Origin of the sequence: Nocardiopsis endophytica, from assembly GCF_027706725.1 — a bacterium.
Classification (GTDB): Bacteria; Actinomycetota; Actinomycetes; order Streptosporangiales; family Streptosporangiaceae; genus Nocardiopsis_A; species Nocardiopsis_A endophytica.
In genome coordinates, this window is sequence record NZ_JAQFWQ010000031.1 from 20,418 (window position 1) to 46,897 (window position 26,480).

The following is a 26,480-nucleotide window of genomic DNA, read 5'->3' on the forward strand; positions in this document are numbered from 1 at the left end:
GCCCGGATGCGCATGTCCGCCCGCCCTCAGGGCCCCGTCAGCGCTGTCAGCCGTTCGTAAGCGCCGGGGGCGAGCATGGGGAGAACCCTCCCCTTGGAGCGACCATGGCGACCACCGTCCTCATCTCCGGTTGCGGGGTCGTGGGCCCGACACTGGCCCACTGGCTGCGCCGCAAGGGCTTCGCGCCGACCGTCGTCGAACGCGCCCCCGAACCGCGGTCGGGGGGCCACCGCATCGAGCTGTCCGCCCCGGCGCTCGAGGCGCTGCGGCGGACGGGCGTGCTCGACCGCGTGCGCGAGCTCGGCGCCCCGTCCCCGGAAGTCGAGATCTACCCCTTCGGCGGCGAGCGGCGATACGCGATGGAGGTCCCGCTCGACAGCGCGGGCCTGGCGATCCGGCGCGGCGAGCTGTGCGCGACCCTGCTCGACCGGGCCCGCGACGACGCCGAGTACGTCTACGACGACTCCGTCACCGCCCTGCACCAGGACCCCGGCGGCGTCGACGTCGAGTTCGAGCGCGGCCCGGACCGCCGCTTCGACCTGGTCATCGGCGCCGACGGGCTGCACTCCAACGTGCGCGGCCTGGTCTTCGGCGGGACCACGGCCGACCACTCCCACTACCTGGGCACCCACCTGGTCATCTTCAGCACGCCCAACACGCTCGGCGTCCAGGACACGGTCATGTTCCGGCGTGGGCCCTACCGGGGCTGCGCCATCAGTGCCTTCCCCGGCAACGAGCTGCTCGAGGGGCTCTTCCTGTTCCGCGCGGAGCGCCCGATGGACACCCGCGCGTTCGCTCCCGAGGAGCGGGACGCGTTCGTCGAGCGCCTCTTCGACGGGCTCGGGTGGCGGGTGCCGTGGCTGGTGGAGGCCATGCGGGACGCCAAGGACGTCCACTTCGCGCCGTCGCTGCAGATCCGGATGGACGCGTGGAGCAAGGGGCGGGTGGCCCTCGTGGGCGACGCGGCCTTCTGCCCCGATCCGATGACCGGGCAGGGGAGCGTGCTGGGCCTGGTCGGGGCGATTGTTTTGGCGGGGGAGCTGGCCGCGGCCGACGGCGACCACGCGCGCGCGTTCGCGGCCTACGAGGCGGCGATGCGCGGGTTCGTGAAGAGCTCCCAGGGCGTGGGCGGGTACTCGACCGGCTTCGTGGCGCCGCGCACCGGCCGGGCCGGCATGGCGCTGCGGGACACGTCCATGGTCGCGATGATGAAGGCGGCGGGCCTCGCCTTCCGCCTGGGCGCGCGGCTTCCCGCAGGGGTCGAAAGCGATGTGGACATGGCCCGCTACGACACCTGACCCCGGGGAGGTGATCCCGCCGAGCCGCCATGGACGGGGAAGAAGACCTCCCGCCCGGGTCCGTCATCGATCGTCGAGGCGCCCGTTCCGGCCCAGCGAGGGCTCCGGGGCGGGCGCCTCGCCGGTGTCCGGGGCCCTACTCCGCGCGCTCGTCGTGGGCGGTGCGGGCCTGTTCGACCTCGTCCATGCGGTCTTCCAGGAACTCCACCAGCGTCATCAGGTGCGCGGCGGTGTCCCGGCCCAGGCCCGTCAGAGAGTACTCCACGTGCGGCGGGATCTGGCGGTGCACCTCGCGGTGGACGAAGCCGTCGCGCTCCAGCGTCTGCAGCGTCTGGGACAGCATCTTCTCGCTCACCCCGTCCACGCGCCTGCGCAGCGCACCGAAGCGCGCGGGCCCCTGGGCGAGGGCGCCCAGGATCAGCACCGCCCACTTGCCGGTGATGTGCTCCAGCGCCGAGCGCGACGGGCAGCGCCTCTGGAACACGTCGTAGGCCAGGTCCTCGAAACTCACCTGAGCACGATACCTCCCCATCCCTCCGCATCGCCGTGATCCAGATCGCATGTACTGCACTTTCGTAAGTGCTAACCATTAGTTAGTGTGAGCGGCGGACACCGAACGGAACCACCGTCGAAGGAGAACCGCCATGGCCGACATCGCCGTCATCGGAGCCAACGGCACCATCGGATCGCGCATCGTCGACGAGGCGCTGCGCCGCGGGCACACCGTCACCGCCGTCGTGCGCGACCCCGCCAAGATCGACCGGACCGCCGACGGGCTCACCGTCGCCACCGGCGACGTGCTCGACACCGCCGCGGTCGCCGAGGCCGCCGAGGGCAAGGACGTCCTGGTCAGCGCCGTCGGCGGCGGCGACGGGGCCGGCCACAAGGCGCTCGTCGAGCCCTCCGCCCGCGCGCTGGTCGAGGCCCTGCGCGCGCTCGGCGACCAGGCGCCCCGGCTGATCATGGTCGGCGGCGCGGGCAGCCTGCGCACCCCCGACGGCTCCCAGGTCTGGGACGCCCCCGGCCTGCCCGACTGGCTGCTGGACATCATGCACGCCCACGGCGACGCCCTGGACTTCCTGCGCACCGTGTCCGACGTGCGCTGGACCAGCCTGAGCCCCGCCGCGACCATCGCCCCCGGCGAGCGCACCGGCGCCTACCGCACCGCCACCGAGACCCTGGTGTCCGACGCCGAGGGCGAGAGCCGCATCAGCGCCGAGGACTACGCCGTCGCCCTGATCGACGAGATCGAGACCCCGGCCCACATCGGCGAGCGCTTCACCGTCGGCTACTGAGCGCCCGTCACAGGGCGTGCCCGCCGGCGACCTGGAGGACCTGGCCGGTGATCCACCGGGCCTGGCGGGAGGCGAGGAACACCACCGCGTCGGCGATGTCGTCGGGCGCGCCCACTCGGCCCAACGGGATCACCGGCCGGACCCGCTCCACCAGGTCCGGGTCCATCCACCCGGTCTGCACCGGCCCCGGCGCCACCGCGTTCACCCGGACGCCCGCGGGCCCCAGGTCGATCGCGGCGCTCCGGGTGAACGCCTCCAGCGCCGCCTTCGACGTGCCGTAGCCGGTCTGCCCGGGGAACGCGCGCGCCGCGTCGGTGGAGATGTTCACCGCGCACGGGGGCGGCCCGGGGCGGTCGGCCGCCCGCCGCGCGAGACCGGCCACCAGCAGGGCCGGGGCGAAGGTGTTCACCCGGTAGGTCCGCTCCAGCCCGGCGGCGCTCAGCGCGCCGACGGCATCGGGCGATTCGCAGTGCGCGGCGTTGTTCACCAGCACCCGGAGCGGCCCCACCTCCTCCTCGGCCCGGTCGAGCAGGCGGGCGGGCGCCTCCGGGTCCGACAGGTCCGCCTCCACCGCCGCGCCCCGGAGCTCCTCCGCCAGCGCCTCGGCGGCCTCCCGCCCCGGCGTCACGTGCTCCCAGCCGACCCCGTCCGGCTCACGCGGGTCGGAGCCCAGGTAGTGCAGGGCCACGCGTGCCCCCTGCGCCGCGAAGGCGCGGGCGATCGCCGCCCCGATGTTCCCCGCCGCCCCGGTGACCAGGACGGCCGCACCATCGAGTCCCGTATCGATCATGAGGGCAGCCTCCCTGTGCCGCTCCCGCCGGGGCAACGGGTTTTCCGGTTCCGGGCGGCACGGTCCGGGAAGCGCGGGAAGCATCCCGGCCGGGCGGGCGTTGCCGTGGGACATGAGGATCGGCGAGGCCGCCAAGGTCACCGGTGTCAGCGCCCGCTCGCTGCGCCACTACGAGGACCGGGGGCTGATCGTTCCCGGCCGGTGCGGCAACGGGTTCCGCGACTACTGCGCGTCCACCCTCGACCGGGTGGCCGTCATCCGCTCCCTGCTGGAGTCCGGCCTGCCCGTGCGGCTGATCCGGGAGGTCCTGCCCGATCCGGAGGGCGGGGCCGGCGCCGGAGCGGAGGCCTACCGCGCGGAGTTCCTCCGCGCGGTCCAGGACCACCGCGACCGGCTCGACGCCCGCATCGCCGTCCTCAGCGAGCAGCGCGACGGCCTCGACGCCTACCTGCGGGAGGCCCGTCGGCGGTACCCGCCGCGCGACGGCGGACGCCCCGACCCCGGGCGCCCGGCTTGACCCTGCCGCAAGTGTGAGGCCCCTACGTTCGGCGCATGCGGAACGACGAGCGGCGCCACGCGCCCGAACAGACGATGCGCGCACTGGTCCAGCGGTCCCACCGGGGGCCGGAGGACCTGGTCCTCACCACCGGCCACCCGCGTCCGGCCCCCGGGCCGGGCGAGTACCTGGTCCGCGTCGGCGCGGCTGGGGTCAACTTCGCCGACACCATGCAGACCCGCGGCACCTACGGCGGGGGCCCACACCCTCCCTACACGGCGGGCTTCGAGGCCGCCGGTGAGATCACGGCCGTCGGAGCGGGCGTCGAGCGTCCGCTCCCGGTCGGCGCCCGCGTCGTGGGGACCGGGGCGGGCGCGTTCGCGCAGTACATGACCATGCCGGCCGCGGGGGTGCTGCCCGTTCCCGCCGGCTGGAGCGCGGCCCAGGCCCTCGGGATGGTGCTGAACTGGGCGACCGCCCTGGCGGCGCTGCGCCCGTTGGGGCAGGTGGAGGCCGGGGAGACGGTGCTCGTGCACGCCGCGGCCGGAGGCGTCGGCCAGGCCGCCGTGCGCCTGGCCCGCCACTACGGGGCGCGGGTCGTCGCCACGGCGTCCCCGGCCAAGCACGCGGCCGTCGCCGCGCTCGGCGCCGAGGAGGTCCTGGACCGCCGCCGCCCGGACCTGGCGGCGGAGATCGAGCGCCGGACCGGCGGGGCCGACCTGGTCCTGGAGTCGGTGGGGCGGGACACCTTCGAGGCGAGCCTGTCGGCCGCCCGGCCCGTCACCGGGCGCGTCGTCGTGTTCGGCGCGGCCTCGGGGGATGCCGCCATCAGCACGCACGACCTGGTCTTCACCCACCCGGTGCAGGTCAAGGGCCTGCACATCGGCGCGCTGGCGGAGGCGGCCCCGGCGCTGTACCGGTCGCTGCTCACCGAGCTGGAGGCCCTCATCGCCGACGGCGTGTACCCGCCCGGATCGCCCACCGTCCACCCCCTGGCCGAGGGGCCGGAGGTGCTGCGCAGCCTGGAGAAGGGCCGGACCAGCGGCAAGCACGCCCTCGACCCCTGGCGCTAGGTCCTGTCCGGAGTTCGGCGGCGCCCGCCGAGCGGGCGCCCTCTCGTCGTTGATCTCGGGGAACTCGGGGTTAAACCGGACACGATAAGCCCGACTTCCCCGAGATCAACACCAGTGCGCCCCGCACCGCCGCCCCTCGTTGATCTCGGGAGAAACGACGCTTCCGGGCCGCTTTTAGGGGCGCTTTTCCCGAGATCAACGACGCGGGGGCGGCGCTCGGCGGCGGAGTCGGCGGGGCCGGACCCCTGCGGTGCCGACCTCTCCGAGTCCGGGGCACCTCCCTCGGAGCGGTGTCGTCTCCGTGGCTTACGCGGAGGCGCTTCTTCCCTCCCCGGCCGGTCCGCCCGCGCCGAGTAGACTTCCCCACTCCGCAGCCCCCTCCCCAGGAGGCGCCCCCCATGGCCGTCCACCCCGCCCGCCCCGCGCTGGAGCTGCACCGGCTGGAGGTCCCCTCGCCCCACCTGCTGCCCTTCGCTGTGGGCACCTTCGACAGCATCGGCCCTCTCTCCCGGGCCGACTACCCCCACCGGCACACCTTCCACGAGATCGTGCTCGTCACCTCCGGGACCGGCCTGCACGTCGTGGACACCCGCCCGCTGCCCGTCACCCCGCCCAACCTGGGGGTGCTGGCCGCCGGACAGGTCCACCACTGGCAGGGCGCCCGCGGCCTCGACGGGTACGTGCTGCTGCTGGAGGACGCCTTCCTGCTCGACCGGCCCGACGACCGGGACCTGCTGCGCCGCCTGGCCGCCGAGCGCACCTGGACCGCGCTCGGCCCCCGCGAGCACGCCGAGGCCGCCGCCGTCGTCACCGAGATCGTCCGCGAGTTCGACGAGCGCCGCCCCGGCATGGCCACCGTCGTGCGCGCGCTGCTGCACGTCCTGCTGGTGCGCGCCGCCCGGCCACCCGGGGCCGGAAGAGGGGCCGGGGGCGGCGCCGCGCGGGCGGACGACGGAGCGAATGACGGAGCGGACCTGCGGCAGGACGCACCCGAGTCCGCAACCGGCCTGGCCGGGCGGTACCTGAACGCGCTGGAGGGCCCCGCCGCGCTGGACCCGGGCGCCACCGTCGAGCGCATCGCCGACACCCTCGGCGTCACCCCCGGCCACCTGGGCGAGGCGGTCAAACGCGCCACCGGCCGCACCCCCGGCGCCCTGCTCCGCCAGGCCCGGCTGCTGGAGGCCAAGCGCCTGCTGGCCTGCACCCGGCTCACCGTCGCCGCCGTCGCCCGCGCCTCCGGGTTCACCGACCCCGCCTACTTCTGCCGCTTCTTCCGCCGCGAGACCGGCACCACCCCCGGGGCCTTCCGCGCCGCGGCCCGCATCGACACCGGACCCGCGGCAAGCACAACGCCGCCCGCGGAACATCCATCGCACACGGGAGGTGACGCGGCGTAGTCTCGGGGCTCCCGAGGGGCACCGGCCGGATCCCGCGCCCCCTCTTCCGTCCCCTCCCCACCCCGCAGGAGGAGCCCGCCGTGGCCGACCGCCCTGACAGCAACGACAGCAACCACAGCCCCGACAGCACCGACGGCACTCCCACCCGCAAGACGATGCTCAAGGCCGCCCTGGCCACCGGCGCCGTGCTCGGCGCCGCCGGGGTCGGCTCCGCACCCGCCCTGGCCCGCGACCGGGTCGGCGAGCGGATGCTCGACCCGACCCCGTCCTGCGATGACGGCGACGACCCCACGCCGCCGCAGACCGAGGGCCCCTACTTCAAACCGAACTCGCCCCGCACCGGCGACCTGAGGATCCCCGGCGACCCCGGCATGGCGCTGGCGGTCACCGGCCTCGTCTTCACCCGCGACTGCCGCCCCGTGGCCGGGGCCCTGCTCGACTTCTGGCAGGCCGACTACTACGGCGCCTACGACAACGCCGGCTACCGCTACCGGGGCCACCAGTACACCGGCGCCGACGGCGCGTTCGCGCTGTCCACCATCGTCCCGGGCCTGTACCCGGGCCGCACCCGGCACATCCATGTGAAGGTGCAGGCGCCGTCCCGCCCGGTGCTGACCACACAGCTCTACTTCCCGGGCGAGCCCCGCAACGACACGGACCTCATCTTCGACCCCCGCCTGCTGATGGACGTCCGCGACGACGGGGCGGGCAGGGCCGCCGCCTTCGACTTCGTCCTCGACTTCACGTCCTGAGCGGCGGTGCGCCCCGGCGCCTGTGGCGCCGTTCCGAAGTCCCCGCCCCGACCGCACCGGGGCGGGGACCCGACCGCGCGGAGGGGCGGAGCCGGGGCCGTGCGTACCGGGGACGCGCTCCGGACACCCGCGGTACGCCCGCCGTGCCCATCGGCGGGACTGCGGGCACCGCGTGACGCCGCCGCCGGACTGCCGTCGAACCGCGGCCGCGGCCGCCGAAGGCTCCGCCCCTTCCTCGGACGCCGCCGGGTGCGGGGACGTCAGCCGCCCGCTGGGTCCGCCCCCGCATTCGCCGCCACCGCCCCGGCCACCGAGCCCGACACGGGCAGGCGCGGGATGAGCACCGCCTGGTAGGCGTGGTAGGCGTCCGGCTTGCCCCGCCACACCGTCGACGACGGGGACCCGTCCGGCGCCAGCTCGTGGTGCCACCCGCCGTGCACCTCGTCCAGGTGGCGCTCCCGGATGAAGTCCCACCACTCGCGGTACCGCTCGGCGTACCCCTCCTCGCCGGTGCGGGCCCACAGCACCGCGGCCGCCGCCGTCGCCTCGGCCGCCACCCAGTGCATCCGCTCGCGCACCACCGGCCGGTCCTCCCAGTCCAGGGTGTAGACGAACCCGTCGGAGCCGTCGACCGCCCACCCGTGCCCGCAGGACAGGTCGAACAGGCGCCGGGCGTCCTCCAGCAGCCACTCGGGGGCCTGTTCCCCCAGCGTCGCCTCCAGGTTCACCAGCAGGCGCGCCCACTCCAGCCAGTGGCCCACCGTCGTGCCGAAGGGCCGGAACGGGTCGGCGGGCGCGTCCCGGTTGTAGTCCAGGTCCTGCTCCCAGTCCGGGGTGAAGTGCTCGGGCAGCCGCCACCCGTTCGCGGCGGTCTCGCCCCGGATCAGCCGGTCGGCGATGCCCAGCGCCCGGTCGCGCCACACCCGGTCGCCGGTGGCGTCGGCCGCCGCCAGGAACGCCTCCACCATGTGCATGTTGCTGTTGGCGCCCCGGTAGGCCTCGCACTCCCGCCAGGCCCGGTCCCACCCCTCCACGCACAGGCCCTCGGCGGCGTCGAAGAAGCGGTCCTCGACCACCCCCAGCACCTCGGCCAGCAGCTCCTCCGCGCCGGGACGGCCCGCCTGCGCGGCGCTGGAGGCCGCCAGCACCACGAACGCGTGCTCATAGGCGCCCTTGGCGCCCGCGCCCTCGTCCGAGGAGGCGAACCAGCCGCCGTGCTCGGCGTCGCGCAGCCGCCCGCGCAGCGCCGCCACCCCGTGGTCGGCGAGCGCGGCCGCCCCGTCGTCCCCGCGCAGGTGCGCCAGGGAGAACACGTGCGTCATGCGGCAGGTGATCCAGGTGTGGGCGGTGCCGCCGGGAACGGGCCGCCCGGCCTCGTCCAGCCAGCCGAAGCCCCCCTCGGGCAGGGCCGCCGGGCGGGCGAAGCCGGCCACGCGCCGCTCCTCGGCCGCCAGCCACGCCGGGTCGACGCCGGGGACGGCGGTGCCGCCGGGGACTGCGGGGGCGGTGTGCTCAGGGGTGGGGTCCATCATCCTCCGTTCGGGCGGGGCGGCGCCGTGCTCTCGCGCACCACCAGCTCGGGCAGCTCGAACTCGGTGTCGCCCGCGCCACCGCCGCCGGGCCCGCGCCGGACCAGGTCCAACAGCCGGGCGGCGGCCGCCGCGCCGAAGCGGAAGGGGTCCCGGGACAGCGCGGTCAGCGTCGGGTGGGTCAGGCGGCACAGTGCCGAATCCTCCCACGCCACCACCGACAGGTCGCCGGGCACCGCCAGCCCCGCCTGCCGGGCGGCCGACAGGCCCGCCACCGCCATCACGTCGTTGTCGTAGACGACCGCGGTGGGCCGCGGGCGCCGCCGCAGCAGCCCCCGGGTGGCCACCGCCCCCTCGGCGTCGCTGAAGTCGGTGGCCGCGCGCGCCGCCCGCGGTCCCGCGGCGGCCGTGAACGCCTCGGCGCGGTGGGCGCTGTGCGCCATCCCCGGCGGCCCGGACACGTGCGCCAGGTGCTCGTGCCCCAGCCCGTGCAGGTGCTCCACGACCGCGGTCATCGCCCGCGCGTCGTCGACCCACACCCCGGGCACCGCCCCGGTCGGGTCGGGGCCGCCCGCCAGCACCGCGGGCATGCCGATCTCGCGCAGGACCCGCGGGCGCGGGTCGCCGGTGCGCAGGTCCACCAGCAGCACCCCGTCCACCCGCCGCTCGGCCCACCAGCGGCGGTGGACCGACGCCTCGGCGTGCACGTCCTCGACCAGGTCCAGCAGCAGGGCGTACCCGCGCTCGCTCAGCTCGCCCTGGATCCCGGAGATGAGCTGCATGAAGAACGGTTCGACCCCCAGGGTGCGGGCGGGGCGCGCCACGGCCAGTCCCACCGCCCCGGCCGCGGCCGCCGACAGCGACCGGGCGGCGGTGTTGGGCTGCCAGCCCAGGGCGTCGGCGGCGGCCAGGATGCGGTCCCGGGTGGCCGCCGACACGCCGGGGCGGCCGTTGAGCGCGAAGGAGACCGCGGCCTGGGAGACCCCGGCCCTGCGGGCGATGTCGGCGATGGTGGGGCGTCGCACCCCGCCCTCCTTTCCCGTCCGGGGGAGGACGGGTTTATGAACCGGTTCAGCGACTTCCGGTGATCCTACACTCCCGAACCCGGAAAAAACCGCCGGAGGTGGTATTGACGCGGATCACGCGGTGGGGGACGCTCATCGGCAGCGAGGAACTAAAGCGGTTTATAAAGCCGAGGAGACCGTTCCATGCGCACCCCTGCCACACGCGCGGCGGCGGCCCTGGCCGCCGCAGTGCTCACCGCCTCCGGGTGCGGCCTGGCCGCACCCGGCACCGGCGGCGCCGGAGAGGGCGGCCCGGTCGATGGGCCCGCCGACGGCGCCATCACCTTCCAGACCTGGAACCTCAAGGCCGAGTACGAGGACTTCTTCACCGGCGTCATCGAGGAGTTCGAGCGGGCCAACCCCGGCGCACAGGTCCGCTGGCTGGACCAGCCCGCCGAGGGCTACGCCGACAAGCTCAGCGCCGACGCCGCCGCCGGGACCCTGCCCGACGTCGTCAACGTCGCCCCCGACCTGGTCCACCCCCTGGCCGAGGCCGGCATGGTGCTCGACCTGGACGAGGCCCGCCCCGGCGCGGCCGGGGCCTACACCGCCGACGCCTGGGAGGGGTTCACCGTCCCCGGCCGGGACGGCACCTACGCCTACCCCTGGTACCTGAACACCGGCCCCGTCTTCTACAACCGCGCCCTGTTCGAGGAGGCCGGGCTCGACCCCGACTCCCCGCCCACCACCTACGACGAGCTCTTCGACCAGGCCCTGGAGATGGCCGAGGCCACCGACGGCGGGACCGCCATGCTCGGCCAGACCCCCGGCATCATCGACCTGGGCCTGTACGGCTCGCAGGCCATGAACGAGGACGGCACCCGCTTCACCTTCAACGACGCCGCCGGCGTGGAGATGGTCGAGCGGTACAAGGAGCTCTACGACGCCGGGGCGCTGGTGCCCGAGTCCCTGACCCAGGACTACACCGGGGCCGGGGAGCAGTTCATGAGCGGCGCCATCGCCTGGGCCCCCGGAAGCGCCTACGACCTGGAGAACTTCCGTACCAACGCCCCCGACCTGTACAAGAACGTCGGCATCACCGAGGTCATCACCAACACCGGCCGCGCCCACATGTACCTGCAGGGGCTCGCGGTCTCGGCGAAGAGCGAGGAGCCCGCGACCGCGGCCGCCTTCGCCGAGTTCGTCACCAACGCCGCCAACCAGGAGGCCTTCGCCCACGAGGTGCAGATCTTCCCCAGCACGAAGGGCTCCCTGGACGACCCCTACTTCACCGAGGAGGACGGCACCGACGAGGGCCGGGTCCGGGTGGCCGCCGCCGCGCAGCTGGAGTCGGCCACCAGCTACACCCCGGTCGTCTTCGGCGACCAGATGCAGAACCTCCTGCGCGACGAGATCGCCCTGGCCATGCGCGGCGACAAGAGCCCGCAGCAGGCCCTGGACGACGCGGTGGACCGCTGCAACGCCCTGCTGGAGGAGGGGTGACCGCCCTGGCGCCCGCCGTCCGGCGGCGGGCGCCGCGCATGCAGGGGGCGGCCACCCCGTGGCTGTTCCTGGCGCCCGCGCTCGCCGCCGCCGTCGCCTTCTCCCTCTACCCCTTCGCCAACACCGTCCTGCTGGCCTTCACCGACGCCCGCACCCTGTCCCCGGGCACCTTCACCGGCACCGACAACTTCGTCCGCATGGTCGAGGACCACCGCTTCTGGCTGGCCCTGCGCAACGGCGGCCTGTACGTGCTGGGCGTGGTGCCGCCGCTCGTCCTGCTCCCGCTGCTGCTGGCCCTGCTGGTGCGCGACAAGGGGCCGGGTGTGGGCGTCTTCCGCACCCTCTTCTACACCCCGGTCATCGCCTCGGCGGTGGTGGTCGGGCTGATCTGGACGTGGCTGCTGGACAGCCGCGGCCTGGTCAACGGCACCCTGCAGGCGCTCGGCGCGATCAGCGGGCCGGTCCCCTTCCTCACCGACGAGTACCTGCTGCTGGCCAGCGCCATGCTCGTGACGGTCTGGAAGGGGCTGGGCTATTACATGGTCATCTACCTGGCCACGCTCGACCGGGTGCCCAAGGAGCTGCACGAGGCCGCCCAGGTCGACGGCGCCGGGGCGGTGCGCCGCTTCCTGGTGGTCACCCTCCCGGCCATGCGCACCACGATGGCGCTGATCTCGGTGCTCAGCGCCGTCGCGGCCTTCCGCGTGTTCACCGAGGTGTTCATCCTGTCCGGGGACACCGCCGGGCCGGGCGGGCGCGACATCACCCTGGTCATGCTCATCCGCGAGGTCAGCTCCGGCCTGGACGGGAACGTGGGCTACGCCTCCGCGCTCAGCCTGGTGCTGTTCGCCCTGACGCTGTTCCTGCTGCTGGCGGTGCTGCGGCTGCAGTCGGGCGCGAGCGCCCCCGGGCGCGCGGGCGCGGCCGGAAGGGGGCGCCGGTGAGCCGCCGCACGAAGACCCTGCTCCGCTACACCCTCCTGCTGCTCATCGCCGCGATCAGCATCGGCCCGTTCCTGTGGCAGCTGTCCACCGCCCTCAAGGGCGCGGGCGAGAACATCTACTCCGTCCCGCCGAGCTTCCTGCCCGCCGAACCCACCGGCGGCAACTTCACCCGCGTGGGCGAGGTGCTGCCCGTGTGGGGGTACGTGTGGAACTCGGTGCGGGTCGCCCTGGCCACCGTCGTCCTCAACGTCGTCGGCGCGAGCCTGGCCGGGTACGCCCTGGCCCGGCTGCGGTTCCGCGGCCGCAGGGCCGCCCTGTCGGTGTTCGTGCTGGCGCTGCTGGTGCCCGGGGAGGCCGTCATGGTCGCCCTGTTCCTGATGATGCGCTCGGTGAACCTGCACGACACCCTCGTCGCCGTCGTCCTGCCCGGCATGGTCGGCGCCCTGAACGTGCTGCTGATGTACAACGCGTTCGGCGCCCAGCCGCGCGAGCTGGACGAGGCCGCCATGATCGACGGCGCCGACGCCTGGCAGCGCTTCACCCGCGTCGCCCTGCCCTCGGTCAAGGGCACCGTGGCCGTGGTGGCGATCTTCGCGTTCATGGGTGCCTGGGACGACTTCCTGTGGCCGCTGATCGTCCTCAGCGACCCCGCCAACTACACCCTCACCGTCGGTCTGGAGTACCTGCGCGGGACCTTCGTGGGGGACCAGCGGCTCATCGCCGCCGGGACGATCATCGCCGTCGCGCCGCTGATCGCCCTCTTCTTCTCCCTGCAGCGCTACTTCTTCCGAGGCGTCAACGAAGGGGCCGTCAAAGGATGACCCGACTCAGGTTCGGAGCCAACTACACCCCCACCCGCGGCTGGTTCCACCACTGGCTCGACTTCGACGAGGACCAGGTCCGCGCCGACCTGGAGTCCGTCGCCGCCCTGGGCCTGGACCACGTGCGCGTGTTCGCCCTGTGGCCGCTCTTCCAGCCCAACCGGGCGCTGATCCGCCCGCGCGCCGTCGAACAGCTCGTGCGCCTGGCCGAGATCGCCGGGGAGTGCGGGCTGGACGTGGCCGCCGACGCGCTGCAGGGCCACCTGTCCAGCTTCGACTTCCTGCCCGCCTGGACGCGCACCTGGCACCGCCGCAACCTGTTCACCGACCCCGAGGTGGCCGAGGGCACCGAGGCCTACCTGCGCACCCTGGCCGCCGCCCTGCACGAGCGCCCCAACTTCCTGGGCATGACCCTGGGCAACGAGTTCGACCAGTTCTCCGGCGACCCGCACCCCGACCCCGACCGGGTCGACCCGGCGGGCGCCGGCGCCTGGATCGAGCGCCTGCTCAAGGCCTGCGAGGACGCCGCCCCCGGGCGCATGCACCTGCACTCCGAGTACGACGCCGCCTGGTACCGCGACCACCACCCCTTCACCCCCGCCCACGCGGTCGGCCTGGGCCCGGCCACCACCGTGCACTCGTGGGTGTTCAACGGCACCGCACAGCGGCACGGCCCGGAGGGGGCGGCCACCGGGCACCACGCCGAGTACATGGTGGAGCTGGCCACCGCCTGGGCCGCCGACCCGCGCCGCCCGGTGTGGGTGCAGGAGGTCGGGGCGCCCGCCCCGTACGTGCCCGCCGACCGGGCGCCCGGCTTCGCCGAGGCCACCGTGCGCAACGCCGTGGCGTCCGCCGCGACGTGGGGCCTCACCTGGTGGTGCTCGCACGACGTGGACCGCTCCCTGGCCGACTTCCCCGAGCACGAGTACGGCCTAGGGCTGATGACCGCCGACCGCGCCCCCAAGCCGCTCGGGCGCCGCCTGGCCCGGGTGGTCGGCGAGCTGCGCGAGCACCCGCCCGAGCCGCCCGCACGCCGCACGGCCGTGCGCTTCGACCCGGGCCCCGACCCGCAGGACGCGCCGCGCCGGGCGCAGTTCGCTCCCGGCGGGAGCGTGTTCGAGGCCTGGGCCCACTTGGCGGGGGAGGGGGTGCGGGCGGCGCTGGTGCGCGAGGACCGCGCCGACGACGCTGCCTACCTGCGTGAACGCGGCATCACCGAGGTCGTCGGCCCCGACGAGGTCCGTGGAGGAACCCCGTGACCCCTCGACACCGCCCCTTCCCTCCCTCCCGCCGCGCGGTGTTGGCGGGCGTACCGGCGGCCGCCCTGGCGGCCGCCGTCCCCGGCCGCGCCGCGTCGGCGGCGCCCGTGCCGACCAGGGCGATCGAGCCGACCAGGGCGATCGAGCCGACCGGGCGCACCGACGCGTTCGGCCCGCATGCGGCCTACTGGTTCCCCGAGTCGGTCCCTGACGGCGAGCCCGACCCGGGCGTGGTCTGGCGGAGCCTGCTGGACTACGTCCCCGAGGACGACCCCGACCTGCCCTACAACACCGCGACCGTCCCCCTGGCCGACCGGCCGCCGTCCACCGGCGCGCGCGTGCAGTCGCTCGTCTCGTTCGCCCCGACCTCGGGCAACCCCAGCCAGGGCGCGCCCGACGCGAGCTCCTACGCCTTCACCGACTGGGCCCTGGTGGAGGAACTGGTGTTCTGGGGCGGCTCCTCGTTCGAGGGGCTGATCCTGGCTCCCAACGCCCCCGTCGTCGACGCGGCCCACCGCAACGGCGTGCCCGTGCTGGGCACGGTCTTCCTCCCGCCCGCCGCCTACGGCGGCGACCTGCGCTGGACCAGGGAACTGGTCCAGCGCGACGGCACCGGCGGTTACCCGGTCGCCGACAAGCTCGCCCAGGTCGCCACCGCCTACGGATTCGACGGGTGGTTCATCAACGCCGAGACCGGCGGGGGCGACCGCGCGCTGGCCGAGGACATGCGCGGGTTCCTCAAGCACCTGCGGGCGGCCGCGCCGCTGCGCATCACCTGGTACGACTCCATGACGGTCGACGGCGGCATCGACTGGCGCAACCGTCTGGACGACCGCAACGAGCCGTTCTTCCACGACGCGGACGGCCCCGTCGCCCACTCGATGTTCCTCAACTTCGACTGGACCGCCCAGGGCCTGGCCGACTCCGCCGAGCGCGCGCGGGGACTCGGGCGCGACCCCTACGAGCTGTGGGCCGGGGTGGACCTGGAGGCGAACGGCACCGGCACCCGCGTCGACTGGGACGCGCTGTTCGGGGCCGCCCGGGAAGGCACGGTCTCCATCGGCTTCTATCGGCCCGAGTGGACGCACACCTCCCTGCCCGAGGACGCCGGACCGGAGGAGTTCCACCGCCGCGAACAGCGGATGTGGCACACGGGGGAGGGGGACTGGCCGGGCGTCGCCGCGCACGTCGAGGGGCGGGCGCCCGCGGTCGCGCCGCCGTTCGCCACCGCCTTCAACACCGGCCACGGACTGCGCTACGCCGTCGAAGGGAGCGTGCTGTCCGAAGGGGAGTGGAGCCACCTGGGCGTGCAGGACGTACTCCCTCCCCGGCGCTGGACGATCCGCGGAGGCCGGGCGCATGTGGCGTTCGACTTCGCCGAGCCCTACCACGGCGGTTCATGCCTCAAGGTGAGCGGAATCGGCGCCGAGCCGACCGAGGTCGAGTTCTACCCGCTGGCGCTCGCCGACGCGGGTCCGGTGACGGTGGAGCTGGTCCACCGGGGCGCGGGCGTCGGCGCCGAAGTCGGCGTCGGCGGGCGGTGGCTCGCCGCCCGGGACGCCGGGGAGGCGCGCGGGGACTGGCGGCGCACCCGGGCCCTCGTTCCCGCAGGCACCGAGCCGGGCACCCTCACCGTCCGCCTGAGCGCCGACGATCCGGGAGACGGCGGTGCGGTGTGGCGGCTGGGCCTGCTGCGCGTCACCAAAGACGGCACCGCCCCTCCGCCCCCGCCCTCCGGAGCACGCGTGGAGGACTCCCGGCCGACCGGCGAGGACACGGCCGAGCTGCGGCTGCGCTGGAACCCCGCGCGCGGCGCCCGCCACTACGAGCTCGTCGACGCCGCCCCGGACGGCCCCGTGCTGCTCGGCGCCACCGCCACCCCCGCCTTCCACGTCCGTGAGCTGCGGCGGCGCGGTAATGAGCCGCACGCGCGGCTGGAGATCACCGCCGTCGGGCATGACTACGGGCGGTCGGCCGCCGCGGTGCTCCGCCACCGGTGGTGACCGGCGCACCCGCCACGCCCCCGACCGACCCCCTGGCCCGGAGAGAGAGGCAGGAATGCACGACGACCGGAAACTGGTGGAGGACCGCGTCTCGCGCGTCCTCGAAGAGCGCATCCGCCCCGCCGTCTACCCGGAGCGGGCGCCCATGGAGGTCGCCCGCTGGGACGCCCCCGGCGAGCCCGTCCCCGTGGCCGAGGGCCTGGCCGCCGACTACCGCCCCGCCCAGACGGGCGAGCCGTGGGGCCCGCCGTGGGCGACCACCTGGTTCCGGCTGCGCGGCCGGGTGCCCGAGCAGTGGGCGGGGCGCACCGTGGAGGCCGTGGTCGACCTCGGGTTCGACGAGCGCATGCCCGGCTTCCAGTGCGAAGGCCTGGCCTACACCGCCGACGGCGCGGTGGTGAAGGGGCTCAGCCCGCGCAACCGGTGGCTGCGCGTCGCCTCCTCGGCCCAGGCGGGGCAGCCGGTGGAGTTCTACGTGGAGGCCGCCGCCAACCCCGTGGTGCTGGGGGTGCCCCCCTTCCAGCCCACGGAGCTGGGCGACCGGCTCACCGCCCACGGCCGCCCCCTGTACCGCGTCGAATCGGTCGACCTGGCCGTCCTGGACCACGACGTGTGGCACCTGGTGCACGACATCGAGGTGCTGGACCAGATGATGCGCGAGCTGCCCGAGGGGGCGCCGCGCCGCTGGGAGGTGCTCCGCGCCCTGGAGCGCGCGCTCGACGCGGTCGACCTGCAGGACGTGCCCGGCACCGCGGAGGAGGCGCGCCGCGTGCTCGCCCCGGTGCTGGCCTCCCCGGCCGAGGCGGGGGCGCACCGCATCTCCGCCGTCGGGCACGCCCACATCGACTCGGCGTGGCTGTGGCCGCTGCGCGAGACCGTGCGCAAGGTGGCGCGCACCGCCGCCAACGTCACCGCGCTCATGGACGACCACCCGGGCCTGGTGTTCGCCATGTCGCAGGCCCAGCAGCTCGCCTGGATCAAGGAGCACCGGCCCGAGGTGTACTCCAGGGTCAAGGAGAAGGCGGCCGAGGGCCGGTTCGTCCCGGTGGGCGGCATGTGGGTGGAGGCCGACACCAACATGCCCGGCGGGGAGGCCATGGCCCGCCAGTTCGTGTTCGGCAAGCGGTTCTTCGCCGAGGAGTTCGGGGTGGACACCAAGGAGGTGTGGCTGCCCGACTCCTTCGGCTACTCGGCGGCGCTGCCGCAGATCGTGCGGCTGGCCGGGGCCGAGTGGTTCCTGACCCAGAAGATCTCCTGGAACCGCACCAATCCCTTCCCGCACCACACCTTCCAGTGGGAGGGCATCGACGGGACCCGGGTGTTCACCCACTTCCCGCCGGCGGACACCTACAACTCCGAGCTGTCGGGGCGGGAGCTGGCGCACGCGGTGCGCAACTTCCGCGACAAGGGGGCGGCGAACCGGTCGCTGGTGCCGTTCGGCTGGGGCGACGGCGGGGGCGGGCCGACCCGCGAGATGCTGGGGCGCGCGGACCGGCTGGCCGACCTGGAGGGCTCGCCGCGGGTGCGCCTGGAGCGGCCCGACGCGTTCTTCGCGGCCGCCCGCGAGGACTACCCCGACCCGCCGGTGTGGCTGGGGGAGCTGTACCTGGAGCTGCACCGGGCCACCTACACCAGCCAGGCCCGCACCAAGCAGGGCAACCGGCGCAGCGAGCACCTGCTGCGCGAGGCCGAGCTGTGGGCGGCCACGGCGGCGGTGCGCGCGGGGGCGGCCTACCCCTACGAGCGGCTGGAGGGGATCTGGAAGCGGGTGCTGCTGCACCAGTTCCACGACATCCTGCCGGGCACCTCCATCGCCTGGGTGCACCGGGAGGCGGCCGAGACCTACGAGGGCATCGCCCGCGAGCTGGAGGAGGTCATCGGCGGCGCCCAGGCGGCCCTGCTCGACGCCGCCCCCGGCCCCGAGGGCCCCGGCGCCCCCGCGGTGTTCAACGCCTGCCCGCACGAGCGCGACGGCGTCCCCGCCCTGGGGGCCGGCCCCCCGGCCCGGGCCGGGGACGCTGGCGGGGCCGTGGGCCACACCCTTGACGGGGACGCGCACGTGCTCGACAACGGCCTGGTGCGGGTCGTCGTCGGCCCGGACGGGCTACTGCGGTCGGTTCTGGACCTGCGGGCGGACGGCGGACGGGGGCGCGAGGCCCTGGCACCGGGCGGGCGCGGCAACCTGCTGCAGATCCACCCCGACTTCCCGAACATGTGGGACGCCTGGGACGTGGACGCCTTCTACCGCAACACCGTCACCGACCTGGACGGCGCCGACGAGGTGTCCGCCGAGCCGCTGGAGGGCGGGGCGTGGGCGGTCACCGCACGGCGGAGCTTCGGCTCGTCGGCGGTGGTGCAGCGCACCGTGCTCCGCCCGGGGGCGGCACGGGTGGACATGGAGGCGGAGGTGGACTGGCGCGAGACCGAGAAGTTCCTCAAGGCGGCCTTCCCGCTGGACGTGCGCGCCGACGAGGCGGCCTCGGAGATCCAGTTCGGGCACGTGCGCCGCCCCGCGCACACCAACACCTCCTGGGACGCGGCCCGGTTCGAGACCTGCGCGCACCGGTGGATCCGGGTGGCCGAGCCCGGCTACGGGCACGCGCTGGTCAACGACTCCACCTACGGCCACGACGTGACGCGGGACGTGCGCGGCGACGGCGGCACCACGACGGCGGTGCGGCTGTCGCTGCTGCGGGCGCCGCGCTTCCCCGACCCGGACACCGACCACGGCCTCCACCGGTTCGGCTACGCGCTGGTCCCCGGCGCGGCGGTGGCCGACGCGGTCCGCGAGGGCTACCGCATCAACCTGCCCGAGCGCACCGCCGACCGGGGCGGGGCGGTGGAGCCGCTGGTGCGCGTGGAGGAGGAGGGCGTGGTGGTGGAGGCGGTCAAGCTCGCCGACGACCGCTCCGGCGACGTGGTGGTGCGCCTGTACGAGACCCTGGGGGCGCGGGCGTCCACGAGGGTCGGGTTCGGCTTCGACGCGGGCGCGCCGACCCGGGTCGACCTGCTCGAACGCCCGCTCTCCGGTGCGGCCGGGCCGGTGCCCGACGGCGACGGGTGGCACCTGTCGCTGCGCCCCTTCGAGATCGCCACCCTGCGCGTGCCGCGTAATACCCTGTGACACCCCCATCCCACCGCAGTGACCGCACGCGCGTCGGGAGGAGACGAGATGAAGGGTCATGGGGCGGCCGTCCTCGCAGGAGCCGGGGCCCTGGTGGCGGCCGCCGCAGGGTGCGGCGCCGCTCAGGGGGCCCAGGGCACCTCGGGAGCCCAAGGGGACGGCGCCGACCTGCCGTCACGGGTGGTGTGCGAGGTGAGCTACCGGGCCGACGACAGCGGCGCCGGGCAGCGGGACGCCACCCTGGAGGCCGAACGCACCGACGGCATGGCCGGCGCCGAGGACTCCGCCGGGTTCGACGAGATGAGCGTCGCGCTGACCTACATCGGCGAGGCGCCCGAGGGCCGCGTGGTCTCCGTGGACGTCACCGACGCCGCCGGGGACCGCATCGCGCGCGACCTGTACCAGCTGGGGACCCCGGCCGTGCAGGACATCGAGTTCTCCGGCGGCCACGGCTTCACCGGCCTGTCCTACGTCCACAGCGGTGAGGCCACCCTGCAGTACTGGTGCACCGCCGAGGAGTGAGGGCCGCGCGTGCCCCCGCCCCAGGCGGGCCGGGGCACGCGCCCCCGGGCACCTCCCGAGGGGGAGTCATCCCGTTCCGGCGTGTTCGGCGTGGTGCCGGTTCACCCGTTCCAGCAGATCGGCCAGTACGGCCCGCTCGTCCGGGGTGAGCGGCGCGAACGCGCGCTCCTGGACCTCCTGCACGCGCACGTCCAGCTCATGCAGGGCCCATTCACCGTCGCCGGTGAGCACGACCGTGTTGCGGCGCCGGTCGGCGGGGTCGGGGGCGCGGCGCACCAGCCCCCGCGCGGCCAGGTCGTCCAGGGCCGCCGCGACGTCGCTGCGGTCCATCCCGCAGGCCTGGCCCAGCGCGGCCTGGCTGGCCGGACCGAGCTCGGCCGCGGCGGCCATCAGCGCGTAGTGGTGGGTGCGGTACTCCCCGAGGCCTTCGGCCACCAGGCGCTGGACCTGGGCGGCCGTCCGGGTGAGCAGGCGGCTGGGCAGGCGGCGCAGCCGTTCGGGCGGCTGCGCGGCGGGACGGGCGGTCATGCGGGCAGTCTAGCCAACCGTTGGCCTCACCAACGAATTGGTGTACGGTCGCCGCCATGAACGTTGGTGAGACCAATGAAAAGGGCGGCGGGGGCGCCGCCGGGGACACCGCGGCCCGCCTCGCGGACCGCGCCGAGATCACCGACCTGCTCGCGCGGCACGGCCGGTGGCTGGACGACGGGCGCTTCGACGACGTGCGGAGCGTCTTCACCGAGGACGCCGTGGTCGTCGTCGGATCCGGGGAGGTGCAGGGGGCCGACCGGGTCGCCGAACTCGCCCGCCGCAGCCACGGCCCGTTCGCGCGCACCCACCATCTGACCACCAATCCGCTGGTGGAGGTGGGCGGCGACCGCGCCGTGCTCGGCGCCCAGCAGATCGCGGTCTTCTGCCGTGAGGGGGAGACCCCCGAGTTCACCGTCGGCGAGGAGTACCGGATGGAGGCGGTCCGCACCCCCGACGGCTGGCGCCTGTCCCGCGTGGAGGGCGACCGCCTCTGGCGCCTCGACCACGCGACCGGAGGCCAAGGACAGGGCTGACGGGCGGTCCGGCCGCCTCTCCTCGGCACCGGGGGCGACCGGAGCCGATGGCGTCCCGCCGAGTGGTGTGACCTTCGTCGGCCGTGACCGCCTTCGGCGGGCGGCCGGAGGCCGACCCCGCCGAAGGCGGGTCAGCGGTCAAGGCCCCGAAGGTGCGTCGGCCCGCGCCAGGTCCGTCACCGGCGGGCCGACCCGGGCGGACGGAAATGACACCACTCCACGGGACACGACCCTGCCCGTGCCTCAAACGCCCCCCAGTACCTCCTGGGAGTGCACCAGGTCGGCGTACTTGCCGGAGGAGGCCATCAGCTCCTCATGGGCGCCGATCTGGACGACCCGCCCCTTGTCCAGGACCACGACGAGGTCGGCGGCGGCGATGGTGGACAGGCGGTGCGCGATGATGATGCGGGTACAGCGCAGGGCGTCGAGCGTGGACGCGATCCGCGACTCGGTCACGGTGTCCAGCGCGTTGGTCGCCTCGTCCAGCACCAGCACCTTCGGGTCGCGGGCCAGCGCCCTGGCGATCGCGATCCGCTGGCGCTGCCCGCCCGAGAGCGTGTTCCCCATCTCGCGGACCTGGGTGTGGTACCCCAGCGGCATCGCCTGGACGTCCTCGTCGAGGTCGGCCCGGACGGCCGCCGCCCGGACCGCCTCCAGGGACAGGTCCGGCAGCCCGAAGCGGATGTTGTCGGCGATGCTGCGGTTGCTCAGCACGATCTCCTGGGGCACGTAGGCCACGGCCCGGTAGAACGAGTCCGCGGAGATCGCGCCGACCCGCACCCCGTCGAACGCGATCTCGCCGCCCTGGGCCGGATACAGCCCCATCAGGAGCTTGCCGAGGGTGCTCTTGCCCGACCCGGTCCCGCCGACGACGGCCACGCACGAGCCCACGGGGGCGTCGAACGACACTCCCTCCAGCACCGGGGCGCGACCGCCCGGGTAGGTGAACCGCAGGTCCCGGACCGACACGTTCCCGCGGATCTCGTGCGGCCGGTCCCCGAACACCGCCTCGCCGTCGGGCTGGTGAACGATGTCGCCGATCCGCGACACCTGGGCGTTGGCCGTGATGAGCTGGTTGAACACCGAGGTCAGCGACATCACCGTGGCCAGCCCGGTGGCGGTCAGGCTCTGCACGGCCACGGCCGAGCCGATGTCCAGGCGCCCGCCCGCCACCAGCCACAGCCCGAGCCCCAGCACCAGGAGCGGCCCGAAGGTCTGGAGGGCCGCGTAGCCGCTGGTCGCCGTCCCCTGCAGCACGATCCGGCGCCAGGTGTGGCGCATCGCCCCGGCGTACACCCTGCGCCAGTCGGCGAAGAAGGAGTCGGTCATGCCCGAGACCTTCAGCGTCTCGATCGCCGCCATCGCCTCCATCTGGATCGCGCTGGACTCGGCCGTCGCGCCGATCTCGCGGTCGGTCGTGGAGCGGACCGGACGGTAGGCGGCCACGGCGATGGCGGCCATCATGCCCATCACCGCCACCACCACCGCGCCCAGCAGCGGCGACCGCAGAAAGATGTAGGTCAGGGCCACGGCGAGGCTGCCGATGTCCAGGAGCGTCGCCGCCACCTGGTTGGAGATCATGTCCCGTACCGCTGCGATGCTCGACAGCCGGTACACCAGCTCGCCCTGGGAGCGGCTGGAGAAGTACTTGTAGGGCAGGCTCAACAGCTTGCGGAAGGTCTGCCCCATCATCGCCTCGCCCAGGCGGCGGATGACCGAGGCCAGGCACAGCGCCCGCACCGCCGAGAGCGCGAAGTGCAGCGCCATCGGCACCAGGAAGGCCACCGCGAGCAGGGCCGCCGGGGTCTGTTCGATGAAGGCACCGCGGCTGTTGATGGCGAACTGCACGGCGACGGGCACGGCCAGGGTGAACGCGTACAGCACCAGCGAGACCGCGAACGCGCCGGCCAGCAGCCACTTGGCGCCCGCGGCGGCGCGCAGGAACGTCCACCACATGCTCGGCTCGCGGTGGCGGACCGGGGTGTAGTCCTGCGCGGGAACCGCCTCCAGCACCACACCGCTGTAGTGCTCGTCGAACTCCTCGAAGGCGTAGCGGCGCCTGCCGCCGGCGGGATCGACCACGGTGATGCCGCGCCGCCCGATGCGCTCGATGACGACCAGGTGGCTGTCGTCCCAGTAGGCGATCAGCGGCAGGGCCAGCTCGGGCATCCGGTCCCTGCCCGCCCGGAACGTGCGCACCCGCATCTTGTAGCCGCGCAGGATGTCCACGACGTCGTGCATGGACAGCCCGTCGCGGCCGGTCTCATAGGCGCGCCGCAGGGCCGCCACCGTACCGTGCGAGCCGTGCGCCGAGAGCACCATGGCGATACAGCACAGGCCGCACTCGGTCTGGGCGAACTGCTGGACCTCCCGGACCCGGCGAGCGCGCCCCATCAGCGCCCTCCCAGGCAGCGCGGCAGCCGGACGGCCGGGTCCTGCAGCATCAGCCGGGCGTGGTGCCAGCCGGAAAGGCCCGCCATGAACGAGGGCAGGGCCGTGGTGGCCCCGGCGCCGCAGCGCCATCCGCCGTCGGCGTGGCGGTCGAGGAACCGCGATTCCAGCTCCTTGGCCCAGGTGCGGGCCTCGGGCCAGTCCAGGCGGTCGGCGAGCCAGACCAGCACGGCGATCCGCCCGGCCGCTCCGTGGCACATGCTGATGTCGCCGGTGATGGGCCCGTGGGCCGCGCGCCCGGCCTCCTCGCCGATGGCGTTGCGGATCCGGCGCGGCGTGAGTCCGAGCACCGACAGGGCCTTGGCCAGGGCGAAGGCGATACCGGTGTAGCCCTTGCACCACCCGGCGGCGTCGTCGGGGGTGTCCAGCACGTCGTCGCGCCACCGGTACCGCAGGTAGGCGCCGGTGAGCGCCTCAAGGTGCTCCCGCGCGCGCCCGTCGGGGTCTGCGCCGGCGGCGATGCCCGCGCTCAGCGCCGCCACCCGCCCGAACCGGCCGTGCGCCAGGCCCAGCTCCCCGTGGTGCTCGCCGGGCGGGCCGTCCACCTCGACCAGGCGCCGGACGAGCGCTTCGGGGTCGGCGCCGGGGGGCCTCGGGGCACCCGGGTCGTCGTACTCGGCGAGGTGGACGAGGTACCCGCCGAGGCCGTTGAGGTAGTCCAGGTCGTCGACGGTGAGCCGGTCGGGGGCGGTGGCGGTCTCCGCCTCCGGGGAGACCTCCGGCGCGGCGTCCCCGGTCCCGCCGAGGTCCAGGGCCACCGCCCGCATGGACAGGGCGCCCGTGAACGGGGACAGGCCCAGAGGCGCCGTGACAGGAGGGAGCTCCCGGGGCAGGGCCGTGCGCAGCGCGGCCGCGGGGTCGACGCCGCCGGGCGCATCGACACCCCCCGAGTCGTGCAGCCGGGCCAGGGTGAGCAGGAGTCCGCCGCCCTCGTAGAGGGACGGGTAGAGGACGTCGAGGCGCAGGTGGTTGCCCTGCAGGCGCGGCATCAGCCAGGTCGGGCGCTCCGGGGGGCCGAGGGAGAGGTCGCCGATGGTGCGCACCAGCTCCCCGGGATCGGTCAGCGGCGACGGCCGTGCCGCGGCGTGTCCTGCCGCGGGCGCCTTGGCAGGGCGGTCGGTCCAGGCGTCGTCGGTCGATGTGGCCAGGCCGAAGCGGATGTAGCTCGGGTCCCGCCGCTCCGGGCGGGCGAAGAACGCCTCGATGTTGTCGAGGGCGGCCTCCCGCGGCGTGCGCACCACGGCGTCGGGCACCTCCTCGCCACCGTTGCACAGCAGCGCTGTGGAGTCGCACTCCACCTCGAAGAAGGGGGTGTCCAGGCCGAGCATGGCGTGGGCCTCCTCGGAGCAGACCTCTTCGGCGACACTGCGCCGCAGGCCGCGGTGCCGCCGGGGCAGCCGGTCGAGCAGGTCCAGTCGGGCGGCGCGCCCGGCCAGGTGGGCGGGGTGGGTCGAGGCCTCCAGGAACCGGTAGTAGACGAAGGTCGGCCGGACGAGCTGGCGCACCGACCAGCCGTCCGTGCCGCGCACCGCCTCCACGGCCGTCTCCCGGACCGTGCGCAGCCGGGTGCGTCCCTCCTCGAACCCGGTGACCAGCTCGTCCTCCCAGAGGCGGGGGTCGAGCTGTTCTCCGCCGACGCGGGCCACGTTTTCGCCGCGCACCGCGGTGACCGGGGCCGTGTCGAATCTGATGGCGTCGGTTCCCGCGTCGACGACCGCGAACGATTCCAGCCGCTCCGAATGGTCGGTGCGCACGCTGCCGAGGGCGGAGTAGTCGATGTCGAGCAGCTCGGCGGTGTAGCGAACCGGGAACATCAGTGTGTTGAGGACGGAGGACTCGATGTCGGCGCCTTGGGGAGCCCCTTCCGTGCCTGCGGCGGCCGTGGCCGGGTTCGGAAGGCCGACCAGGGTCTCCAGGTCGATGACGACCGGCCCGTCGGCGGTGGCGATGACGTTCTCGTGGTGCAGGTCCCCGGTGCCGAACATGCTCAGCAGTGCGGCGCAGCGGCCGAACCTGCGGAAGTACAGGGCCGCCCGCCCTTCATCGGCGGGTTCGGAGGAGAGGACCCGCGCCTGCCACAGGTGGTCGTCCCGTTCCAGGGTGTCCGGGCACAGCGGCCCGAAGAAGCCCCCGCTCGGGTCGGCGGCCCCGCGCACGGCCTGCAGGATGCGCAGTGCGGTGCGCGCCTGCGGCTTGTACACCAGTGTGGTGCCGTTCTCCCACGTCACGAAGCACACCGTGGCGCCGCCGCGGTGGCTGTCTCCCGCGCCCGGCTCCACCGCGACCACCGGGCCGGCGGTGCCGAAGCGTTCGCGCAGCAGGCCGCCGTCCTCGTCGGCGGCGGCCAGCACGGCCTCCGCCAGGTCCATCCGCCTGCGGGCGAACAGCCCCAGGAGCCGCTCCAGCTCGGGGAAGGCGTCCAGGATGCGGCGGCGCCCCTCGTCGCTGCCGACCCGGTCGTGGAACGCGGCGTAGCCGGGCGGCGCCTCCTCCTCGGCGCGGGCCGCGCGGAAGGCGGTGACCAGCGAGCGGATGCCGATCCAGTGCAGCCCGTCCAGCACGCTTCCCAGGATGGAACGGACGAGGCGGACGCGGCCGTCGGCGGCCGCCCGGCGCAGCGCGGGCCGCTCCGCGCACGCGTCGAGGACGGGCCGGTGGAAACGGCCGAACACGCCGCTCTTGGCGGCGATGAGCTCATCGATGACGCGCTCCGTATCGGCCGGCGCGGACCGCACGGCGGCATCGGACATGCTGACCTCCAGGGGACGTGGTTCGCGGCCGCGCCGGTGGGAGGCGCGGCGCGGCCGGGGCGCCCGCCGGGCCGGACGGAGGCACGGTGGGCGCCCCGGCGCGGATGCGCCGGGGCGCGGGGGCGTGCCGAGCGGGTCAGGTGCCCGCGCAGCGGCTCGTGCAGGCGGTGCTGGGGCAGTTGTCGCCCGCCGCCTGGCTGATGACGGACACCGCGGTCACGCTGGCGATGGCGCAGGCGAGGGTGCTCTGGACCTGGGCGTCACCACCGGCGAAGCCCGCCGGGGGCTCGGCGAGTTCGACCAGCTCGTCCACGGAGACGTATCCGGTGGACTTGTCCATGGGCAGGTTGCTCATGGCCGTATCCCTTCTCTATCCATGTGGAGGCGACCGGCGGTTGCCGGTGC

22 protein-coding genes are annotated in these 26,480 nt (G+C 74.7%); 14 read left to right on the forward strand and 8 right to left on the reverse strand.

Annotated elements, in window-relative coordinates; all coding sequences use genetic code 11:
• Nucleotides 1–104: 104 nt before the first annotated feature.
• Complete coding sequence (locus O4J56_RS12880; RefSeq protein WP_270685982.1) at nucleotides 105–1,298, forward strand: FAD-dependent monooxygenase; 1,194 nt, start codon at nucleotides 105–107, stop codon at nucleotides 1,296–1,298.
• A gap of 136 nt (nucleotides 1,299–1,434) precedes the next feature.
• On the opposite strand, the gene O4J56_RS12885 is transcribed toward O4J56_RS12880, so the two are convergent.
• Nucleotides 1,435–1,809 carry a winged helix-turn-helix transcriptional regulator gene (locus O4J56_RS12885; RefSeq protein ID WP_270685983.1) on the reverse strand — a complete coding sequence of 125 codons (375 nt, stop codon included), beginning with the start codon at nucleotides 1,807–1,809 and terminating at the stop codon, nucleotides 1,435–1,437.
• Nucleotides 1,810–1,942: 133 nt separating this feature from the next.
• Here O4J56_RS12885 and O4J56_RS12890 point away from each other — a divergent pair, with 133 nt between their 5' ends.
• Entirely contained in the window at nucleotides 1,943–2,593 is a 651-nt protein-coding gene (locus tag O4J56_RS12890) for an NAD(P)-dependent oxidoreductase (RefSeq protein WP_270685984.1), read from the forward strand.
• Between the two features lie 7 nt (nucleotides 2,594–2,600).
• Here O4J56_RS12890 and O4J56_RS12895 read toward each other — a convergent pair whose 3' ends face one another.
• The gene (locus O4J56_RS12895) at nucleotides 2,601–3,383 is read right to left on the reverse strand and encodes an SDR family NAD(P)-dependent oxidoreductase (RefSeq protein WP_270685985.1); all 783 of its coding nucleotides are present in this window, start codon (nucleotides 3,381–3,383) and stop codon (nucleotides 2,601–2,603) included.
• A gap of 112 nt (nucleotides 3,384–3,495) precedes the next feature.
• Here O4J56_RS12895 and O4J56_RS12900 point away from each other — a divergent pair, with 112 nt between their 5' ends.
• The 4 genes from O4J56_RS12900 to O4J56_RS12915 all read left to right on the forward strand — a co-directional run bounded on the left by O4J56_RS12900 (nucleotide 3,496) and on the right by O4J56_RS12915 (nucleotide 7,101).
• The gene (locus tag O4J56_RS12900) at nucleotides 3,496–3,900 is read left to right on the forward strand and encodes a MerR family transcriptional regulator (protein WP_270685986.1); all 405 of its coding nucleotides are present in this window, start codon (nucleotides 3,496–3,498) and stop codon (nucleotides 3,898–3,900) included.
• Between the two features lie 35 nt (nucleotides 3,901–3,935).
• Complete coding sequence (locus tag O4J56_RS12905) at nucleotides 3,936–4,952, forward strand: NADPH:quinone oxidoreductase family protein (RefSeq protein WP_270685987.1); 1,017 nt, start codon at nucleotides 3,936–3,938, stop codon at nucleotides 4,950–4,952.
• Nucleotides 4,953–5,350: 398 nt separating this feature from the next.
• Nucleotides 5,351–6,349, forward strand: coding sequence for an AraC family transcriptional regulator (locus O4J56_RS12910; protein WP_270685988.1), 999 nt, complete (start codon nucleotides 5,351–5,353; stop codon nucleotides 6,347–6,349).
• Between the two features lie 155 nt (nucleotides 6,350–6,504).
• On the forward strand, nucleotides 6,505–7,101 hold the full coding sequence (locus O4J56_RS12915) for a dioxygenase family protein (RefSeq protein WP_270686020.1): 597 nt from the start codon (nucleotides 6,505–6,507) through the stop codon (nucleotides 7,099–7,101).
• Nucleotides 7,102–7,361: 260 nt separating this feature from the next.
• Here the strand turns inward: O4J56_RS12915 and O4J56_RS12920 are convergent, their stop codons facing one another.
• Both O4J56_RS12920 and O4J56_RS12925 read right to left on the reverse strand, forming a co-directional pair.
• Nucleotides 7,362–8,630, reverse strand: coding sequence for an AGE family epimerase/isomerase (locus O4J56_RS12920; protein WP_270685989.1), 1,269 nt, complete (start codon nucleotides 8,628–8,630; stop codon nucleotides 7,362–7,364).
• Complete coding sequence (locus tag O4J56_RS12925) at nucleotides 8,630–9,655, reverse strand: LacI family DNA-binding transcriptional regulator (protein WP_270685990.1); 1,026 nt, start codon at nucleotides 9,653–9,655, stop codon at nucleotides 8,630–8,632. Before O4J56_RS12925 ends, O4J56_RS12920 begins: the two co-directional genes overlap by 1 nt.
• Nucleotides 9,656–9,838: 183 nt before the next feature.
• On the opposite strand from O4J56_RS12925, the gene O4J56_RS12930 reads away from it, so the two are divergent.
• Genes O4J56_RS12930 through O4J56_RS12960 form a run of 7 tightly spaced genes read left to right on the forward strand, consistent with a single transcriptional unit; the run spans nucleotide 9,839 to nucleotide 19,810 of the window.
• Nucleotides 9,839–11,137, forward strand: a complete 1,299-nt coding sequence (locus O4J56_RS12930) for an ABC transporter substrate-binding protein (protein ID WP_270685991.1) — start codon at nucleotides 9,839–9,841, stop codon at nucleotides 11,135–11,137.
• Nucleotides 11,134–12,081, forward strand: a complete 948-nt coding sequence (locus O4J56_RS12935) for a carbohydrate ABC transporter permease (protein WP_270685992.1) — start codon at nucleotides 11,134–11,136, stop codon at nucleotides 12,079–12,081. The genes O4J56_RS12930 and O4J56_RS12935 overlap by 4 nt, the downstream gene beginning before the upstream one ends.
• The gene (locus O4J56_RS12940; protein WP_270685993.1) at nucleotides 12,078–12,902 is read left to right on the forward strand and encodes a carbohydrate ABC transporter permease; all 825 of its coding nucleotides are present in this window, start codon (nucleotides 12,078–12,080) and stop codon (nucleotides 12,900–12,902) included. The genes O4J56_RS12935 and O4J56_RS12940 overlap by 4 nt, the downstream gene beginning before the upstream one ends.
• Nucleotides 12,899–14,161 (forward strand): glycoside hydrolase 5 family protein, encoded by a 1,263-nt coding sequence (locus tag O4J56_RS12945; protein ID WP_270685994.1) that lies wholly within the window; start codon nucleotides 12,899–12,901, stop codon nucleotides 14,159–14,161. Before O4J56_RS12940 ends, O4J56_RS12945 begins: the two co-directional genes overlap by 4 nt.
• A complete protein-coding gene (locus tag O4J56_RS12950) occupies nucleotides 14,158–16,164 on the forward strand; it encodes an endo-beta-N-acetylglucosaminidase (RefSeq protein ID WP_270685995.1) in 2,007 nt (668 codons plus the stop codon). Before O4J56_RS12945 ends, O4J56_RS12950 begins: the two co-directional genes overlap by 4 nt.
• Before the next feature lie 55 nt (nucleotides 16,165–16,219).
• Entirely contained in the window at nucleotides 16,220–19,288 is a 3,069-nt protein-coding gene (locus O4J56_RS12955; RefSeq protein ID WP_270685996.1) for an alpha-mannosidase, read from the forward strand.
• A gap of 48 nt (nucleotides 19,289–19,336) precedes the next feature.
• Nucleotides 19,337–19,810 carry a hypothetical protein gene (locus tag O4J56_RS12960; protein ID WP_270685997.1) on the forward strand — a complete coding sequence of 158 codons (474 nt, stop codon included), beginning with the start codon at nucleotides 19,337–19,339 and terminating at the stop codon, nucleotides 19,808–19,810.
• Nucleotides 19,811–19,876: 66 nt separating this feature from the next.
• On the opposite strand, the gene O4J56_RS12965 is transcribed toward O4J56_RS12960, so the two are convergent.
• Nucleotides 19,877–20,338, reverse strand: coding sequence for a MarR family winged helix-turn-helix transcriptional regulator (locus O4J56_RS12965; protein ID WP_270685998.1), 462 nt, complete (start codon nucleotides 20,336–20,338; stop codon nucleotides 19,877–19,879).
• A 56-nt stretch (nucleotides 20,339–20,394) separates the two neighbouring features.
• On the opposite strand from O4J56_RS12965, the gene O4J56_RS12970 reads away from it, so the two are divergent.
• The gene (locus tag O4J56_RS12970) at nucleotides 20,395–20,874 is read left to right on the forward strand and encodes a nuclear transport factor 2 family protein (RefSeq protein ID WP_270685999.1); all 480 of its coding nucleotides are present in this window, start codon (nucleotides 20,395–20,397) and stop codon (nucleotides 20,872–20,874) included.
• A 243-nt stretch (nucleotides 20,875–21,117) separates the two neighbouring features.
• Here O4J56_RS12970 and O4J56_RS12975 read toward each other — a convergent pair whose 3' ends face one another.
• From O4J56_RS12975 to O4J56_RS12985, 3 genes are all read right to left on the reverse strand, one after another.
• Nucleotides 21,118–23,268 carry a peptidase domain-containing ABC transporter gene (locus O4J56_RS12975; protein WP_270686000.1) on the reverse strand — a complete coding sequence of 717 codons (2,151 nt, stop codon included), beginning with the start codon at nucleotides 23,266–23,268 and terminating at the stop codon, nucleotides 21,118–21,120.
• On the reverse strand, nucleotides 23,268–26,075 hold the full coding sequence (lanM, locus tag O4J56_RS12980) for a type 2 lanthipeptide synthetase LanM (RefSeq protein WP_270686001.1): 2,808 nt from the start codon (nucleotides 26,073–26,075) through the stop codon (nucleotides 23,268–23,270). Before lanM ends, O4J56_RS12975 begins: the two co-directional genes overlap by 1 nt.
• Nucleotides 26,076–26,211: 136 nt before the next feature.
• Entirely contained in the window at nucleotides 26,212–26,430 is a 219-nt protein-coding gene (locus O4J56_RS12985; protein WP_270686002.1) for a class II lanthipeptide, LchA2/BrtA2 family, read from the reverse strand.
• Nucleotides 26,431–26,480 lie beyond the last annotated feature (50 nt).